Below are 16,725 nucleotides of genomic sequence, written 5' to 3'. Positions count from 1 at the left end.
GGGTACAAGCGGTTAAATTTCTAATGATTTTTACAAGGATGCTAAGCGTGGCGTCTCTACTAGAGAAGCCAACGTAAGTTACTCCCTCAACGTATCAATCACACATTTCAGCGCAGGAGAAACATTGCGATGAGGGTAGTACAGATGAAAGCCCGTGAAGGTATAGCTATATTCTTTTAACACCTGCACTAACTCGCCTTTTTCTAAAGCTTTCTGAACTAAATCTTTGCAAACATACCCTAAGCCTAGTCCCAATTTTGCAGCATCTCGAATCGAATAATCATTGGAAAATGTCCATTGCCCTTGGGTTTTGATTTGTATCGTTTTTCCATCTACCACAAAATCCCAGTCATACATTGCTCCGCTGGCATAACGGTAATTTAAACATTGATGATACGCTAAATCATCTGGCGTTTTTGGGAAGCCAAATTGACGAAAATAATCAGGTGAACCCACCACCGCCATTTCTTCATCATTGCTAATTTTTGCCGCAATCATACCTTCCGCTACTAAATTGCCAAACCGCACGCCTGCATCAAACCGTTCTAAAATAATATCGGAAAAAGCCGTATCGCTAATGAGCTCTAACTGAATATCGGGGTAATGAGTTTTAAATTTGGCGAGCTTGGGTAATAACACTTTGTCTACCGCATATTGTGAAGCGGTAATGCGTACCAAACCTGAAGGCGTATCACGATAATACCCTAACATTGCTAATTCGTGCTCGAGCTTGCTGAAGGTCTGCTCTGCGGTCTGAAAAAGCTGATTGCCTGCTTGGGTAAGCGATAGTCGGCGCGTAGTACGAGCAAACAATTGCACACCTAAACGGGCTTCCAATTGTTTAATCGTACGGCTTAATGCGGATTGGGAAATACCGAGTTGAGTTGCCGCTTTAGTAAAGTTCTGCACTCGTGCAACACATAAAAAAGCGTATAGGTCGTTGTAGTTTTCTCGTTGAAGCATAGGCGTAAAAAGTGAAGGAAATTTAACCGCTATTCTAACTTATTTAGAACCTATATGCATAAATGTTAGCGAAATTTTGTGTATTATCATCTTATTTATGCGTTTTATAATAGCTGCATATTTTGAACTATTTGAGGAAAGCAACATGAAAATTCGCAACAAATTAACCGCAATTTTACTTGGTTCAACGCTAATTGGAGGCAATGCAATGGCAAATTTACCGCAATCGACACCAGTAGTGGAAGTTCCTGCTCAAACTATTCAACTCACCCAAGAATGGGACAAAATTTTCCCGAAATCTGACGAAGTTGAACACCGCAAAGTAACCTTTAAAAACCGTTATGGCATTACGTTAGTCGGTGATTTATATGTACCGAAAAATGCTAAAGGTAATAAATTACCTGCGATTGCAGTAAGCGGTCCATTTGGCGCAGTAAAAGAGCAGAGTTCAGGCTTGTATGCACAGCATTTAGCAGAACGTGGTTTTATCACTGTCGCATTTGATGGCTCGTTTACGGGCGAAAGCTCAGGTATGCCACGTAATGTGCCGTCACCTGAAATTAATACTGAAGATTTTTCAGCAGCCGTTGATTTTTTAGGAGCGCTGGATAACGTTGATCGTGAAAAAATTGGCGTTTTAGGCATCTGTGGCTGGGGCGGTTTTGCGTTAAATGCTGCAATTTCAGATACACGTGTGAAAGCAGTGGCAGTGAGCACAATGTACGATATGAGCCGAGTGAATGCAAACGGTTACGAAATCAAGTTAGATCCAAAAGGGCAATACGATCGCGTGCCTGCACAGTCCGCTGAAGCACGTTACAAAATGAAAGAAAACCTTAACAATGCTCGCTGGGAAGCGATGAAAGATGACTACGCAACCTTATTGCCTGCCAATAACCTTGATCCGAAAAAAGATATTACGGCTGAAACCCCAAAATTCTTTGCAGAATATGCGAATTTCTACCGTACGGAACGTGGTTTTCACCCACGTTCGGTAAACTCAAATCCACAACACTCGTGGACGACAACGGGCTTTTTACCTTTGATCAATATGCCAATTTTGCAATATGCAGCAGAATTGAACGCTCCAGCTTTAGTGGTACATGGCGAAAAAGCACATTCTCGCTATTTCGGAGAAGATGCGTTTAAAGCGTTAGGTAGCAAAAATAAAGAATTAGTGATTGTTGAAGGGGCTTCGCATACGGATTTATATGATGATGTTGCAGGCAAAATCCCATACGATAAATTTGAACAGTTCTTTAAAGCGAATTTGAAATAGTGGTATAACTGACAAGGAAAATAGTGCGTTAGCAAACGCATCTTACGATCCATTGATGTAAACAATGTTATCGGGTTACATCAGCTCCCTCTTCAGAACAGAGGGAGTAGGGAGATTTGATAGTGATTGGAGATAAGCGGTTAAATTCTCCATGATTTTTACAAGAGCGCCAAGCGTGGCGTCTCTATTGGAGAACTCTATGCAATATGCCCTTGATTTACCACTAGATACGCTGATTCCAAAAGGTAGCGCGATCTTTGACGAAATTCATAAAATTGTCGCTGAGAATGCGCCTAAAATCGCTGAACTATCAGGAACATATCAAACACCTGCGCAAGTTCGTGCGATTTTAGCGGATATTACCCAATCCGATATTGATGAAAGCTTGCATGTAAATTTGCCGTTGTATAGCGATTTTGGTCGCCATATTCGTATTGGCAAAAATGTATTTATTAACACCGCCTGCGTGTTTACTGATTTAGGCGGTATTACGTTGGAAGATGATGTATTGCTCGCCCCAAGAGTGAATATCATTACCGTCAATCACCCAAGCGATCCGCAAGCTCGGCGTGGTGTGATTGCTAAACCTGTTGTCATCAAGAAAAATGCGTGGATTGGCGCAGGTGCTACCATTTTAGCAGGGGTAACGGTGGGCGAAAATGCAATTGTGGCTGCGGGCGCAGTAGTTACTAAAGACGTACCAGCAAATAGTATTGTGGCAGGCATTCCAGCCAAAGTGGTTAAGTCAATTACTGAGGTAAATAATGAAATTTAACCTGTTTTTACTGATTTTTAGTCTCTTTTTCAGCACTTTTACACAAGGGAAAACCATGCAAATCACGATTGGAGCTCAAACCTTTGAAGCAGAACTTGCTTCAACACAGGCAGCGAGACAGCTAGAAAAACTATTACCACTTACATTAAAAATGCAAGATCATTTGCGTAACGAGAAATTTGCAGAATTACCACAAAATTTGACCGATTCTGATCAAGCGGTAGCTTCAATTCAAACAGGCGATATTTTGCTATGGCAAGGCGATACGTTGGTTATTTTCTACGAAAATTTCAACACCCCTTATCGCTATACAAGACTAGGAAAAATTAGTGGTGCAGATAAATTAAAAGCGGTATTAGGCGCAGGCAATATCACAGTGTCGTTAGCACAGAAATAAGCTTCTATTAACTTTATCAACAGGCTCGTAGAGCAACCTCGTAACTACGCACGGCAGTAGAGAACAAGCGGTCGAATTTCTCGAAGGTTTTGCAGATCCCCCTCTTTAGGAAAGCGGGGGTAGGGGAGATTTGATTACACAATTGGCTACAAGTGACTAGAGTAGTAAAAATCAATGTTCTTTACACGCCCATTCAGTGACGATCAGCTTTATCACGGCAATTTTGTTGAGTTCATTTTCTTCAAATTGCCAATAATGCTTTGGTAGCGGAATGAGTAATGACAAGCAATATCGGCACGCACGATTTCATGTTTGCGATCCATTTGAAAGCCCGCGATGTTCTGTTGTTTAATTAGGTCAATTTTTTGCCCTTTTGATGACTGTGAAAATAAAGCACCAACTGCTCACCTTCCTGCCGAAACGCAAAATTTAACGGCAGAATATATACGCCCTGTTCTTCCTGAAAGCCCAAGCGACACACATCGCATTGGCGCATAATTTCTAGCATTTGCTGATAATCGTTAACGGCACGGTCTTTACGACGAATTTTATTTTGTTGCATTTTGCTTCCTGTTTTTCTTTCGTTTAATTAGGTATTTTTTATCTAACTTACTAAAAATAGATTTTATGAACCTCGCTGATTTTAGTAAATTTTAAGCAAAATTAGACCGCTTGTCTCCAATCACTCTCGTCATCAAATCTTCCTAATCCCGTTTTTCTAAAGAAGTGGAGCTGGGCGAAATCCAAAAATATTGTTATATCTGAGAGCACGAAAACAGAGCCACAATGTGGCTCAACAGGTTTATAGAGTGAGTGGGCAGTAAAAAATAAGCGGTTTAATTTCACTTATTACTTGTAAAAGTTAAGTGAAATTAAACCGCTTGATTAACTAGAAAATTTTATTCGTTAAAGACGGTAAATCACAGATTTACCAGTAGGCAGGGAGACTGCTAAATGGATTTTGCCCCCGATTGCGTCGATATAACGTTGGATTGAAGATAATTTTATGTCATTACCTCGTTTTTCCAAAGCGACAACAGACGGTTGGCTGATATTAAGTTTATGAGCGAGTTCTTGTTGCGTTATATGTAGTTCTTCACGCAAATGGCTTAACTTGAGTTCGACATTTACCTCTGCCAGAGCTTGACGAAGTTTAAGTTTTTTCTCTTCAAGTGAAGGTTGTTGCTCAAGTACTACATCCAGATTTGTTTCTTTCATTTTGGACCTCGTTGTTATACTGCGACCAATTTATAGATAGCAAATTTATTTAGGTCGCAACCATATCGAATAATGGCTAATATTGCATTTCGCAATCATTGCTTTTTCGATCTTGGTCGCAGAAATACTAAAATGTACTTGAATTTTCAGAAAAGTCAAGTTTTGTAATTTAAGGTCAAACCTTATACAGTCTGTCAGCAAGGTGAATAGGCTATTCAGCCAAGCAACGTTTTACCACTTCTTGGAGCAAATCCACCATTTGTTCGGGGCTTTCTTGCCTGCCTCTTTTTATCCACTCATCTAATGCACCAAAGCAAATTCCCACCATGATTGAGTTTTGAAACGCCTCAGGATTGGGCTGTTCTGGTTTCGCACCAATTGTGAGAGCAAAATATTGCAAAAAGAGGTGTGATAGCTGTTGGGCGTAGAGCAGATCTAAAATATCACCTAGTTCGTCGGTAACTTTAAATAAGCCAATAAGGCGTTCACGCACGTTAGTCGTTTGTAACTTAGCAAAGGTTGCGATGGAACGCTCATACATATGTTTAATTAGCACATCTTCTTTCGAACCAAAGTTACGATAAAAGGAAACTCGACTCACGCCAGCTAAATTCGTTAGTTCGGTAACGGTAATCGTGTAAAAATCTTTCTGTTGCATTAAACGTAACAGCGCCTCTGTGATACTTTCCTTTACTACATCATTCACAGTTTTTTTCATCTTGTTATCCCTTTCTTATCTTGCCTGTGTTAGAGGCAAATCTATAAATGAAGTTCGTGCTTTTGCCGTAAAAACAAAAAAGTTCAAAAAATTTTTATTGCTGTTACAGATCTATCTTATTGTTTCAGTTAGCTTTTCTAGGCTTGACGAGCTTAGGTGCAATATTGAAAATAGGCGCCATAAATTTATCACTATGCTTATTATTTTTTTATTTTTGTGTTTAACAACTTGAAATTGGAGAGTTCGAGGTATTTATGAAATCAGTAATCATCAAAGGCTTAATGATTGCCTTGTTATCAACTTCAGTTACTGCACACGCATTGAATCGTTCACAACATGATACAGCGGTTGGCGCAGTGCTTGGTGGGGTAGCTGGTGCTGTTACAGGGCAAGATATTACTTCAACCGTTGCTGGCGCAGCATTAGGTGGTGTGGTGGGTAGCCAATGGAATGCACATAAAATTGAAAAAGAACGTGATGAACGTTATCGTTCAGCGCGTCGCCATGCGGAGCATCACGAACGCCGCTATAAAAAGCACCACCGTGCAGAACGTCATCATCGAGACTATGATAAAAAACATCATAAGATTGCACACAGAGACTACGGGCATCACCGTGGGCACTATAAAAAACATCGCCATCATGAAGATGATTAATTAACAAACAAGCGGTCAAATTTCCAAAAGATTTTGCAAAACATTTAGGGAATTTGACCGCTTGCTTATGGCGAAGTTATGCCCAGTATTTGTCAATTTCTGCGCGAATGGCTTCGGCGGTTTGTTTACCTTTTTCGCCTACTAAAGCACGCCCTGCGATAAAGGCTTTGGCGTTTTTGATTTCTTTAAAGAGGTGAATGTCTTCTGGCACGATACCACCTGTAATGGATAATTCTAAGCCGAGTGCAGAAAGTTGTTTCATTAATTCTACATCTTCAGTTGTCCAGCCTTTGCCTGCTAATTCTGCATCACGAGATCGATGGTAAATAGCTTGTTTTATGCCTAACTCAACCCATTCTTTCGCATCTTTTTCTACTGTCCAATTGCCGTAAATTTCGATTTGAATCTCTTTTTTCACTTTGAGTTCTGGGTGGGCTGCGTTGAAATCATCCGCTACTTTTTTACACGCTGCTTTGGTTGCTGGGTGGGCGGCAGCTGAAACGGTTAGCCAGTCTGCGCCTGCTTCAAATGCCATTTTAGCGAGGATTGCACCGCCGTCGGTGGTTTTTAAGTCGCATACAATAATATGATTTGGGTGTAATGCGCGTAAGGTGGACACGGCTTTCATACCTTCGGCACAAGCGAGAATCGTACCGCATTCAATAATTTCAACTACGCTTTCTGCTTGTTTCGCGTCGGCAACCGCTTTTTCTAAACTTAATGAGTCTAATGCAATTTGTAGTAATGGTTTTGACATATTTTGTTCCTTTTGGAAATTTGGGGAAAAATTTGACCGCTTGTAATTAGCCCTCTAGCGCCTGATCGATCACGGCATATACCTCTTCTTTCGTTTGACAACGCAGGATTTTCTCAAGATTGACGCCTGTGTCGCTGTCTGGATCGTCCAACATTTGGGTAATTTCCATTAAACCTTCCATATGTTTATCTGAATCGCTACCTGCTAACGTAACAAATACTGAAACAGGTTCATCCTCTCCATCAAAGTAAACGGGTTCTGTGAGTGTAACGAGCGCAAATGAGGTTTTAATCACGCCTTCTTCAGGGCGAGCGTGTGGCATCGCAAGACCTGGTGCAAGAATGATATAAGGCCCCATTTTCTCAATGTTTTCAATGATACTGGTATAGTAACGAGGTTCAATTGCACCTGCTTTTTCTAATAGATTAGTACCCAGTTTAATGGCGGCTTTCCAGTCCGTAGCACTTTGATTTAAAAGGATTGAGTTATTTTCAATAAGCGATTCTTTTAACATAGCTTTGCTTCCTTCATTTAGATAGGTTTAAATCGAAGTGACCGCCTCCGCTGTGAAAGGCGGCCTTGAGAGTTATTGATATTTTTTGATAAGAGCTAATAACTCTTCACCAAAGGTATTTGGGTTCAACATATTTTGTACGCCTAATACTGAGATATGATCATTTGCCACAATCTCATTTTGTAAGTGTTTAGAACATACGATGATATCTACTGAACCTACTTTACCTTTATGGTCGGTTACCGCACATGAATCCATCACATTTGGGATACCACGTTTATCAAGGTATTGTTTAATTTTCATTTTCATCATCATTGATGAGCCTTGACCAGAACCGCAAACCGCTAAGATGCGTACTGCTTTTGCATCTCCTTCCGCTGTATTTTCCGTTGTTTGTGCTGGTTCTGTTTCTTGTTCAACGGGGTCGCCGAAACCATATAATTGGTCAACGGTTTTGCCTTCTGCTTTCGCACGTTTTTCGTCTGCACGTAACTGTTTACCTGCAAATGCCATATAAACGAGCGCTAAGGCAATACATACAAAGGTTGCGCCCGCAGGGCTAAAGAACATACCTTGGATAATTGGTGGGAATAATAACGCCCAGTCTGCCATACCCATCCAGCCGTTAAAGCCTGCACCAGCTTCTGTGCTAGTAATTAAGCTAACTACCCATGCCGAACCAAGCACTTCGATGATCCCCATGACGAAACAGATTTTCATCACGGCTTTCCAGCCACCGAAATGGTTTGCGAATACGCCGATAGTTGCGTTAGAGAAGAACATTGGGATAAAACCAGGGATAATTAATACTGCCGCAGAAGCATCACCACCAAATTGTTGGTAAGCAATTAATGCACCTACCGCAACGAATTGACCAATTGCACCCCACATGAAGCCGAATACTACCGCATTTGGTGAGAAGGCATAAGTTGCTGCACAGTCAATGGCTAATACCGCATTTGGAATTAAGCGCTCTGAAATACCTTTGAATGATTCTGATAATTCAGCCACAAACATCCGCACACCAAGTACGATAACTTGAATCGCTACCGCAAATTTTAAACCTGTTTCAAAGATATAAATCGTCCAGTGCGTTTTACCTGCCATTTGTTGAAGATTATCTAAACCGAATGACATCAAGATAATACCGAAGAATACGGTCATAACAATCGCAGTGGCTGAGATACTGTCGTGGAAAATATGTAGCCATTTAGGTAAGTTGAGCTTATCAACGGTTTCTTCTTTTTTACCTAATTTGGGTGCAACTTTTGCTGCTAACCAAGACGCAAATTGTTGTTGGTGACCGATTGAGAAACCAGCACCACCTGTAATTTGTTGTGTGGCTTGGTACATCATATTAGAGAAGATACCCCAGTAAAGTGCCATAAGAATAGCGGTATAAACCACCACTTCCCACGGTTTTGAACCAAGCACCCAGAATACTACAGCAACTAAGCCCGCTTGTTGGAACATAATATGCCCTGTAAGCATAATAGTACGGATACCTGTGAAGTGTCTGAATAATACAAGTAGGATATTAAGGAATAAGGCGAGAATTACTGCATAGCCCACGTACGCATAAGCATCACCCATGGTACTCATTGTTGCTTGCCAGCTAGTATAAGGATCGATTACAGCCCCTTTAAGATTGTGATATTTGGATAAACCTTCAATAACAGGTTTAAAGTTTTGTACAAGTGTACCAGAACCAACTTGCACTAGCATAAAACCAACAATGGTTTTGATTGTTCCTTTGAGGATGGTGGTTGAATCTTTTTTTAGGAAAATATAACCGATACAAGCGACAAGACCGAGTAACAGCGGTGCTTTAGAAAGTATTTGGTCATTAATTGCCATAAAGATACTCATTACTGTATCCATAGTGAGCCTCTCTTTTATATGTTGAGTAATAATGATGAGATTTGGAAGATCTCGCTATTTTTAGATTGGTTAAGTTAAAGTCAAAAATATATAGGCATATCTATACCTACGGCACAAATGATAAACAGTTATAGTATTTCTAAAAAGATTATTTTTGATTATTTGTGAGAAAGATCACATTTTATTTTACATTTTGATGATTTTTGTGTTCATTTGTTAAAAAATGGATCATAATATTTTTAATAATAAAACATTATATTTTTATAACTTATTGATTTTATTTAGTAAAATTTAGTTTATCATTTGATTTTTTAGATTTGAGGCAAATAGCAATCATTTCTGTTTATGCAAAATTAAGGAAAAAATTAGAGGTAGATCACATTTTTGATAAAAAGCGTTTTACAAAAGCGTATGATTATTTATGATTATATATGATTAAATTATTCGTCTATTCCTTTTCCTTTAAATAAAATAAACCAGGAGATTACTATGGCTAACGTTAATGAAATCACACGTGAAAGTTGGATCCTCTCTACCTTTCCTGAGTGGGGGACTTGGCTTAACGAAGAAATCGAAGAAGAAGTTGTGCCAGAAGGCAACTTTGCTATGTGGTGGCTGGGCTGCGTAGGCGTGTGGATTAAAACACCTGCAGGTGCAAACATTTGTATGGACTTATGGTGTAGCCGTGGTAAGTCCACTAAGAAAGTAAAAGATATGGTGCGTGGTCACCAAATGGCAAATATGGCGGGCGTACGCAAATTACAACCAAACCTCCGTGCGCAACCAATGGTATTAGACCCATTTGCGATCAACGAAGTGGATTTCATCCTTGCCTCTCACTATCATAGCGACCATATTGACATCAACGTAGCAGCGGCGATAGTTAATAATCCTAAATTAAATCATGTGAAATTTGTTGGTCCTTGGCACTGTGGTGAATTATGGAAAAAATGGGGCGTACCAGAAGATCGCATTATTATTGTAAAACCAGGTGATGTGGTAAAAATTAAAGACGTAGAAATTCACGCATTAGATTCATTCGACCGCACTTGCTTAGTGACTTTACCTGTTGAAGGTGCGGAAGAACGTGGCGGTGAATTAAAAGGCTTATGCCCTTCAGATGAAGAAATGGGCCGCAAAGCTGTAAACTATGTATTCAAAACCCCAGGCGGGAATATTTACCATGGTGCAGACTCACACTATTCAATCCAATTTGCGAAACATGGTAAAGAATTTGATATTGATGTGGCATTAAATAACTATGGTGAAAACCCAGTAGGTATCGCAGACAAAATGACGTCGATTGACCTACTGCGTATGGCGGAATGTTTACGCGCCAAAGTCATTATTCCAGTACACCACGATATTTGGACAAACTTTATGGCAAGCACGCAAGAAATCATTGATTTATGGCGTATGCGTAAAGATCGCTTACAATATAAATTCCATCCGTTTATTTGGGAAGTTGGTGGTAAATATGTTTATCCACGTGATAAAGACTTAATTGAATACCACCATCCACGTGGCTTTGATGATTGCTTCGAGCAAGAACCAAATATTCAATTTAAATCTATGCTTTAATTGAAGTTAAGCCACTCTTAATTCGTTAGGAGTGGCTTCTTTAGTAAATGTTCATGATTTAAAGCGTTAAAAAGAATGAAAAGGGAATATAGTCATGAATGAAAGTTTTAGACACAAGAAATTATTAGCCTTGTTAGAAGCAAAACAAATGCTTTCTACGCTAGAAATTATTAATTTATTAAATATTTCGCCAGCTACAGCTAGACGAGATATCAACAAATTAAGTGAACAAAATAAATTACGCAAAGTGCGTAACGGCGCAGAAGCAATTACGCCACAGCGTTCATTAGAAAAAGATAAACCGATTAATAATTTTGAAGAAAAACGTCGTATTGCCGAAGCGGCCAGTAAGTTATGCCACGAAGGAGATAGCGTTTTATTGACTTGTGGTTCCACGATGCAATTGCTCGGGCAGGAATTATGCGGACAGAAAGTGCAAATTATGACTAATTTTCTACCGCTTGCGAATTATTTGATTGAGCAACAGCACGAAGATCTTGTGATTATGGGCGGGCAATATAATAAAAATAAAAAGATTACACTTTCGCTCAATCAGCAAAATGAATTTACCTATGCGGCAAACATTATGTTTACCAGTGGTAAAGGCTTTACCCATGAAGGTTTATTTAAAACCGATATGATTATCGCCAATTCCGAAGCACAAATGTCATCGAAAGCAAATAAATACGTGGTGTTGCTAGATAGTACTAAACTTGGCACGGAAATTGGTATGTTATTTAAAGGAATAAGTAAAGTTGACTTGCTTATTACAGGTAAAGAGGCTGATCCCGATATTATTCAAGAATTAAAAGCTAATGGCTTAGATATCATTTTGGTTTAGCTTAAATAAAACTTTTCTTATACAACACTGTCCATCAACAGAGCTTGTTTATAAGAAGATATCTATGAAAAAATCACCATTTTTTTTGATTTTATTTTTTACTCATAATCTATTAGCTAATGACGGATTAAAATATAAAAGAGTTGTATCAGTAAATAATAATGATATAAAAACTTTAACTAACTGTTTTTTTATTGAAATACCGAAATATTTTAACAGTTTTTCATATTTCAAGATTGATAATCGTTATACTTACGAGATAAATGGAAACTATAAGCATAAAATAGTCATTAATGCTTTCTCAGAAAAAACTATCGTTAGTTTATTAGGTGTAAATAGCAATGAGTACCAAATTATTTATGATAAGGTTTTTTCTATTTGTGAGAAAAATGGAGAATAGAATGGTTGAATATATAATTCATGAAACATTTTTAAATGTTAAGTTTAAATGCCGTCCTAACCAATATATTTTAGATGCAGCTGAAGAAGCTGGTTTTGACTATCCTTATTCAAGTAGAGCTGGTGCAGCACTTAGCAAGTGCTTGTAGATTATTAAGTGGGAAAGTGGATACTTCGGATAATGAATTTTTAGATGATTATGATGTAGAGCTTGGATATTTTTTAATGGACACAACTTATCCATTGTCTGATTGTGTAATTAGAGCCTTTGCAGAAGAAGAAATAACTCATTCTTTAAGTAATGGTAGCAGAGGAAAACGAGATTTTGGTTCTATTAAAAAAGAATAATCAGCATGTAAGGAGTCTTTTCTATGAGAAAACACAAATTAGGCATTTATGAAAAAGCACTTCCAAAAAACATTTCTTGGCAAGATCGACTCTCGATTGCCAAAGCGTGTGGGTTTGATTTTGTTGAAATGTCAGTAGATGAAACAGACGAACGGTTAGCCCGCCTTGATTGGAGCAAAGCAGAACGTATCGAATTAGTTAAAGCGATCATCAATACTGGCGTGACTATTCCGTCAATGTGTTTATCTGGTCATCGCCGTTTTCCATTTGGTTCTCGTGATGAAGCGACTCGTCAAAAAGCCTATGAAATTATGGAAAAGGCAATCCAACTTGCGGTCGATTTAGGCATTCGTACCATTCAGTTAGCGGGTTACGATGTGTATTACGAAGAACAAGATGAAGGCACAATTCAACGCTTCCAGCAAGGCTTAGAATGGGCAACCGAACTTGCTGCTAGCAACCAAGTTACGCTAGCAGTAGAAATTATGGATACCCAGTTTATGAGCTCAATTAAGCGTTGGAAGAAATGGGATGAGCTTATCAAATCACCATGGTTTACCGTGTATCCTGATATTGGTAATGTTTCAGCGTGGAATGATGATATTGAAGCAGAATTTGCTTTAGGCATTGATAAAATTTCAGCAATTCATTTAAAAGATACTTACAAAGTAACCGAAACCTGCAAGGGGCAATTCCGTGATGTGCCATTTGGCGACGGTTGTGTGGACTTTAAAGGCTTCTTTGAGATTTTAGCTAAATTAAATTATCGTGGCGCATTTTTAATCGAAATGTGGACGGAAAAGGCGGAAGAACCAATTGCGGAGATTATTAATGCTCGCCGTTGGATTGAACAAAAAATGAAAGAGGGTGGTTTCCAATGCTAACAGAATTATCTCCAAAATTACTCGCAATGCGCGATCGTGTATTCAAAGCTAATCTTGAATTACCAAAGTATAAATTAGTCACTTTTACTTGGGGTAACGTGAGTGAAATCAACCGTGAAACAGGTTATGTGGCAATTAAGCCATCTGGTGTGGAATATGAAACCATGCAACCAGAAGATATTGTGTTTGTCGATTTGCAAGGCAACCGTGTTTTTGGCGACAAAAAACCGTCATCAGATACTGCAACGCATTTAGAATTTTACCGCCAATTCCCAAATATTGGCGGTGTGGTACATACTCATTCACGTCATGCCACCGCATGGGCGCAGGCAGGTGAAGATATTTTGGCATTAGGTACAACGCAAGGCGATTATTTCTATGGCTCAGTGCCTTGCACTCGCCGTATGACGCCAGAAGAAATTGCGGGTGAATACGAATTAGAAACAGGGAAAGTGGTAGTAGAAACTTTCCGTAAACGTGGTATTAACCCAGATATGGTGCCAGGTGTATTGGTGCATTCACATGGTCCTTTCACTTGGGGTAAAGATGCACACGATGCGGTGCATAATTCAGTGGTGTTGGAAGAAGTGGCGTATATGAATTTTGTCAGCCACCAAATCCGTCCTAATATTGGTTCAATGCAACAAGAATTGCTAGATAAACATTATCTACGTAAGCACGGAGCGAATGCCTACTATGGGCAATAAGCGGTCAAATTGCTGCTGAATTTTACCAATATCTAGCCACGGGATGTGTATATTACTTGAAGCTATTTCAGGGTAATTTGCACATTCCGTGGTTTTTATTTAGCATAAGCGGTCAAATTTGGCTGCTTTTGGGCAAATGAAACCAGATCATAAAAAGCGAGCGATTTTCTTTCATTTTCGGGTGATTTATCCACTAATCTCATCAATTTGTGTGATCTTTCGCACATTTTTACAAAAAATTCACATCTTGTTATATCTTCACTAACATTTTTGATCTAAAATCTAAATATTAATTATTCGCATTAAAATCAACTCCAGAATATTTAGAAGAAAAGAGGTTAAAATGATTATTTCATCAGCCAATGATTATCGTGAAGCCGCACGTCGCCGTGTTCCTCCATTTATGTTTCATTATGCAGACGGCGGATCATTCGCAGAGCGTACTCTAGAACGCAATGTGACTGATCTCGCCGATCTTGCATTGCGTCAGCGCGTGTTAAAAGATATGTCCCAGCTTGATACTGAGATTGAATTATTTGGTGAAAAACTCGCTATTCCTGCGGTGCTTGCACCTGTTGGGGCTTGTGGAATGTACGCTCGTCGTGGCGAAGTGCAAGCGGCACAAGCGGCCGAAAATAAAGGGATTCCGTTTACGCTTTCAACCGTATCAATCTGCCCAATTGAAGAAGTAACTGCGGCTATTAAACGCCCAATATGGTTCCAACTTTATGTGTTAAAAGACCGTGGCTTTATGCGACACGTGTTAGAGCGAGCAAAAGCGGCAGGCTGTTCAACCCTTGTGTTTACTGTAGATATGCCAACTCCAGGTGCGCGTTATCGTGATCGCCATTCTGGTATGAGTGGTGACTACAAAGAAATTCGCCGTGCGCTACAAGCGGTGGCTCATCCATTCTGGGCATGGGATGTAGGCGTGAAAGGAAAACCGCATACGCTTGGTAACGTTTCAGCTTATACAGGTAAACCTGTTGGCTTAGATGACTATGTAGTGTGGTTAGGTGAAAACTTCGACCCTTCAATTTCATGGAAAGATTTAGAGTGGATTCGTGATTTCTGGGATGGTCCGATGGTGATTAAAGGCATTTTAGATCCTGAAGATGCAAAAGATGCGGTGCGTTTTGGTGCAGATGGTATTGTGGTTTCAAACCATGGTGGTCGTCAGTTAGACGGCGCATTATCAAGCGCAAGAGCATTGCCTTCAATTGCAGACGCAGTAAAAGGTGATATAAAAATTCTTGCTGATTCGGGGATTCGTAACGGTTTAGATATCGTGCGTATGTTGGCATTAGGTGCTGATGCAACGATGCTAGGTCGCGCGTTTGTTTATGCACTAGGTGCGGCAGGAAAAGCAGGTGTAGAAAATATGTTAGATATTTTCAAACGAGAAATGCACGTAGCAATGACGCTCACCAGCAACCAAAAAATCAGCGACATTACTCGTGATGCGTTAGTGGACTTAACAAAATTATAAATTTAATGATTGGTCTTAGTATCCTGTCATAAAAATGCACCCTAACCAATTGGGTATATCGTACAATCATTAGGGTGCAGCGCAACATGGTAGGTCATCTGAATAAAAGAATACTATCAAATTCAAAAACACTACCGAGTACCATATTAGGTACTTAATTTTTTCCTGCCATTTCAAAATCCATCAATATTTAATATAGCGTACACTTCCTAAGCTAAATTTGAGTAAAGAAAATTTATTTCTGGTCCCATTTTATTAAATGTTTTTGCTTGCAAAAGTTTGTCACACTGTTAGTGTAAACTAAGGAGTTATCGCTTTAGTGAAGAGGAAAATGCACAACAACGTCATTATTTGCATTGATGAAAATTCAGATTATGGCAGTCTAGCTTGTTATTATGATTTATAGCGAGTTAATCATTCGAAAGGGTAATATGTAATTTTGGCAATTTTTTGCCAGAAAGTTGAAAAAAAAGAGATAAAAATAAATTTTTTAGTAGAAGGTTGAACAATTTCTGCTTAGTATTGGACTGTCTTTTACAAAGACAGTCTATTTTATACCATATTTTTAGGAGATTATTATGCCAACACCAGCTTTTATTTCTATTGAAGGTAGCAACCAAGGAAAAATCACAGCAGGCGCATTTACTGAAGATTCAGTAGGTAATGTATATGTTGAAGGTCATGAAGATGAAATCATGGCGCAAGCAATCAGTCATATCGTGACTGTACCAACTGATCCACAATCGGGCCAGCCATCGGGTCAGCGTGTACATCAAGCGTTTAAATTTACATGTGCACTTAATAAAGCTGTACCATTAATGTATAACGCATTAGCTTCAGGTGAAATGTTACCAAAAGTAGAAGTAACATGGTTCCGTACATCAATTGATGGTCGACAAGAAGAATTCTTCTCAACAGTATTGGAAGATGCAATTATTGTTAATATGAATTTAATTATGCCAAATGCACAGGATCCAAGTAACGCACCTTATACTCAATTATTAGAAGTGAGTATGAGTTATCGTAAAATTAACTGGGATCACACAATTTCAGGTACATCTGGTTCAGACGACTGGCGTAAACCACAAGTTTGATATTTGTTTAATAAACATTCAACCCCTTGCATTTACCTTGCTGGGGGTTTTTTGTATGATATAGCAAATTACTTTTTATGATAGGAACAACATGACAGTACAATCCAATTACCGCTACAGCCTCAAGGTTAATGGCGAGACGGAATTTGATGTAGTGAGTTTTGTGTTAAAAGAAGGGCTTTCACAGTTATTTCGTTTAGAATTAGAGCTGGCGAGTTTTAATC

Annotated in this window: 19 protein-coding genes; 12 read left to right on the top strand and 7 right to left on the bottom strand. The window is 39.1% G+C overall.

Annotated elements, in window-relative coordinates; translation table 11 throughout:
- Positions 1–78 precede the first annotated feature (78 nt).
- Positions 79–963, bottom strand: coding sequence for a LysR family transcriptional regulator (locus F8M47_RS01835; protein WP_150538522.1), 885 nt, complete (start codon positions 961–963; stop codon positions 79–81).
- Positions 964–1,108: 145 nt separating this feature from the next.
- Between F8M47_RS01835 and F8M47_RS01830 the strand changes: the two genes are divergently transcribed.
- The 3 genes from F8M47_RS01830 to F8M47_RS01820 all read left to right on the top strand — a co-directional run bounded on the left by F8M47_RS01830 (position 1,109) and on the right by F8M47_RS01820 (position 3,414).
- Positions 1,109–2,242: an alpha/beta hydrolase gene (locus F8M47_RS01830; RefSeq protein ID WP_150538521.1), complete on the top strand. Its 1,134-nt coding sequence runs from the start codon at positions 1,109–1,111 to the stop codon at positions 2,240–2,242.
- A 199-nt stretch (positions 2,243–2,441) separates the two neighbouring features.
- A complete protein-coding gene (locus tag F8M47_RS01825; RefSeq protein WP_150538520.1) occupies positions 2,442–3,017 on the top strand; it encodes a DapH/DapD/GlmU-related protein in 576 nt (191 codons plus the stop codon).
- Between the two features lie 55 nt (positions 3,018–3,072).
- Positions 3,073–3,414, top strand: a complete 342-nt coding sequence (locus tag F8M47_RS01820) for a cyclophilin-like fold protein (protein ID WP_150538519.1) — start codon at positions 3,073–3,075, stop codon at positions 3,412–3,414.
- Between the two features lie 352 nt (positions 3,415–3,766).
- Here F8M47_RS01820 and F8M47_RS12195 read toward each other — a convergent pair whose 3' ends face one another.
- The 3 genes from F8M47_RS12195 to F8M47_RS01805 form a co-directional block, all read right to left on the bottom strand.
- Positions 3,767–3,976: a pyridoxamine 5'-phosphate oxidase family protein gene (locus F8M47_RS12195; RefSeq protein ID WP_244298039.1), complete on the bottom strand. Its 210-nt coding sequence runs from the start codon at positions 3,974–3,976 to the stop codon at positions 3,767–3,769.
- Positions 3,977–4,320: 344 nt separating this feature from the next.
- Positions 4,321–4,632 (bottom strand): helix-turn-helix domain-containing protein, encoded by a 312-nt coding sequence (locus F8M47_RS01810; RefSeq protein WP_150538518.1) that lies wholly within the window; start codon positions 4,630–4,632, stop codon positions 4,321–4,323.
- A 211-nt stretch (positions 4,633–4,843) separates the two neighbouring features.
- Positions 4,844–5,350, bottom strand: coding sequence for a TetR/AcrR family transcriptional regulator (locus tag F8M47_RS01805; RefSeq protein WP_150538517.1), 507 nt, complete (start codon positions 5,348–5,350; stop codon positions 4,844–4,846).
- Positions 5,351–5,604: 254 nt separating this feature from the next.
- On the opposite strand from F8M47_RS01805, the gene F8M47_RS01800 reads away from it, so the two are divergent.
- A complete protein-coding gene (locus tag F8M47_RS01800) occupies positions 5,605–6,006 on the top strand; it encodes a glycine zipper 2TM domain-containing protein (RefSeq protein WP_150538516.1) in 402 nt (133 codons plus the stop codon).
- A gap of 76 nt (positions 6,007–6,082) precedes the next feature.
- Here F8M47_RS01800 and F8M47_RS01795 read toward each other — a convergent pair whose 3' ends face one another.
- The 3 genes from F8M47_RS01795 to F8M47_RS01785 all read right to left on the bottom strand — a co-directional run bounded on the left by F8M47_RS01795 (position 6,083) and on the right by F8M47_RS01785 (position 9,158).
- Complete coding sequence (locus F8M47_RS01795) at positions 6,083–6,763, bottom strand: 3-keto-L-gulonate-6-phosphate decarboxylase UlaD (protein ID WP_150538515.1); 681 nt, start codon at positions 6,761–6,763, stop codon at positions 6,083–6,085.
- Between the two features lie 46 nt (positions 6,764–6,809).
- Positions 6,810–7,277 carry a PTS sugar transporter subunit IIA gene (locus F8M47_RS01790; protein ID WP_150538514.1) on the bottom strand — a complete coding sequence of 156 codons (468 nt, stop codon included), beginning with the start codon at positions 7,275–7,277 and terminating at the stop codon, positions 6,810–6,812.
- Between the two features lie 72 nt (positions 7,278–7,349).
- A complete protein-coding gene (locus F8M47_RS01785) occupies positions 7,350–9,158 on the bottom strand; it encodes a PTS ascorbate-specific subunit IIBC (RefSeq protein WP_150538513.1) in 1,809 nt (602 codons plus the stop codon).
- A 489-nt stretch (positions 9,159–9,647) separates the two neighbouring features.
- Here F8M47_RS01785 and ulaG point away from each other — a divergent pair, with 489 nt between their 5' ends.
- The 8 genes from ulaG (at position 9,648) to F8M47_RS01750 (ending at position 16,501) form a co-directional block, all read left to right on the top strand.
- Positions 9,648–10,739: an L-ascorbate 6-phosphate lactonase gene (gene ulaG, locus F8M47_RS01780; protein WP_150538512.1), complete on the top strand. Its 1,092-nt coding sequence runs from the start codon at positions 9,648–9,650 to the stop codon at positions 10,737–10,739.
- A 94-nt stretch (positions 10,740–10,833) separates the two neighbouring features.
- Entirely contained in the window at positions 10,834–11,580 is a 747-nt protein-coding gene (ulaR, locus tag F8M47_RS01775) for an HTH-type transcriptional regulator UlaR (protein WP_150538511.1), read from the top strand.
- 64 nt (positions 11,581–11,644) lie between these two features.
- Entirely contained in the window at positions 11,645–11,980 is a 336-nt protein-coding gene (locus F8M47_RS12025; protein ID WP_167509590.1) for a hypothetical protein, read from the top strand.
- 95 nt (positions 11,981–12,075) lie between these two features.
- Positions 12,076–12,327 carry a ferredoxin gene (locus F8M47_RS12340; RefSeq protein ID WP_208790021.1) on the top strand — a complete coding sequence of 84 codons (252 nt, stop codon included), beginning with the start codon at positions 12,076–12,078 and terminating at the stop codon, positions 12,325–12,327.
- Positions 12,328–12,350: 23 nt separating this feature from the next.
- Positions 12,351–13,211 (top strand): L-ribulose-5-phosphate 3-epimerase, encoded by an 861-nt coding sequence (locus tag F8M47_RS01765; protein WP_150538510.1) that lies wholly within the window; start codon positions 12,351–12,353, stop codon positions 13,209–13,211.
- Positions 13,205–13,918 (top strand): L-ribulose-5-phosphate 4-epimerase, encoded by a 714-nt coding sequence (locus F8M47_RS01760; RefSeq protein WP_150538509.1) that lies wholly within the window; start codon positions 13,205–13,207, stop codon positions 13,916–13,918. The genes F8M47_RS01765 and F8M47_RS01760 overlap by 7 nt, the downstream gene beginning before the upstream one ends.
- Positions 13,919–14,261: 343 nt before the next feature.
- Positions 14,262–15,407: an FMN-dependent L-lactate dehydrogenase LldD gene (gene lldD, locus F8M47_RS01755; protein WP_150538508.1), complete on the top strand. Its 1,146-nt coding sequence runs from the start codon at positions 14,262–14,264 to the stop codon at positions 15,405–15,407.
- A gap of 578 nt (positions 15,408–15,985) precedes the next feature.
- Positions 15,986–16,501, top strand: coding sequence for an Hcp family type VI secretion system effector (locus tag F8M47_RS01750; RefSeq protein WP_150538507.1), 516 nt, complete (start codon positions 15,986–15,988; stop codon positions 16,499–16,501).
- Positions 16,502–16,725 lie beyond the last annotated feature (224 nt).

The organism is Actinobacillus vicugnae, from assembly GCF_901687125.1.
GTDB classification, from domain to species: domain Bacteria; phylum Pseudomonadota; class Gammaproteobacteria; order Enterobacterales; family Pasteurellaceae; genus Actinobacillus; species Actinobacillus vicugnae.
The sequence above is the reverse complement of the archived record's forward strand: the minus strand, read 5'-3'. Positions and strand labels throughout refer to the sequence as shown.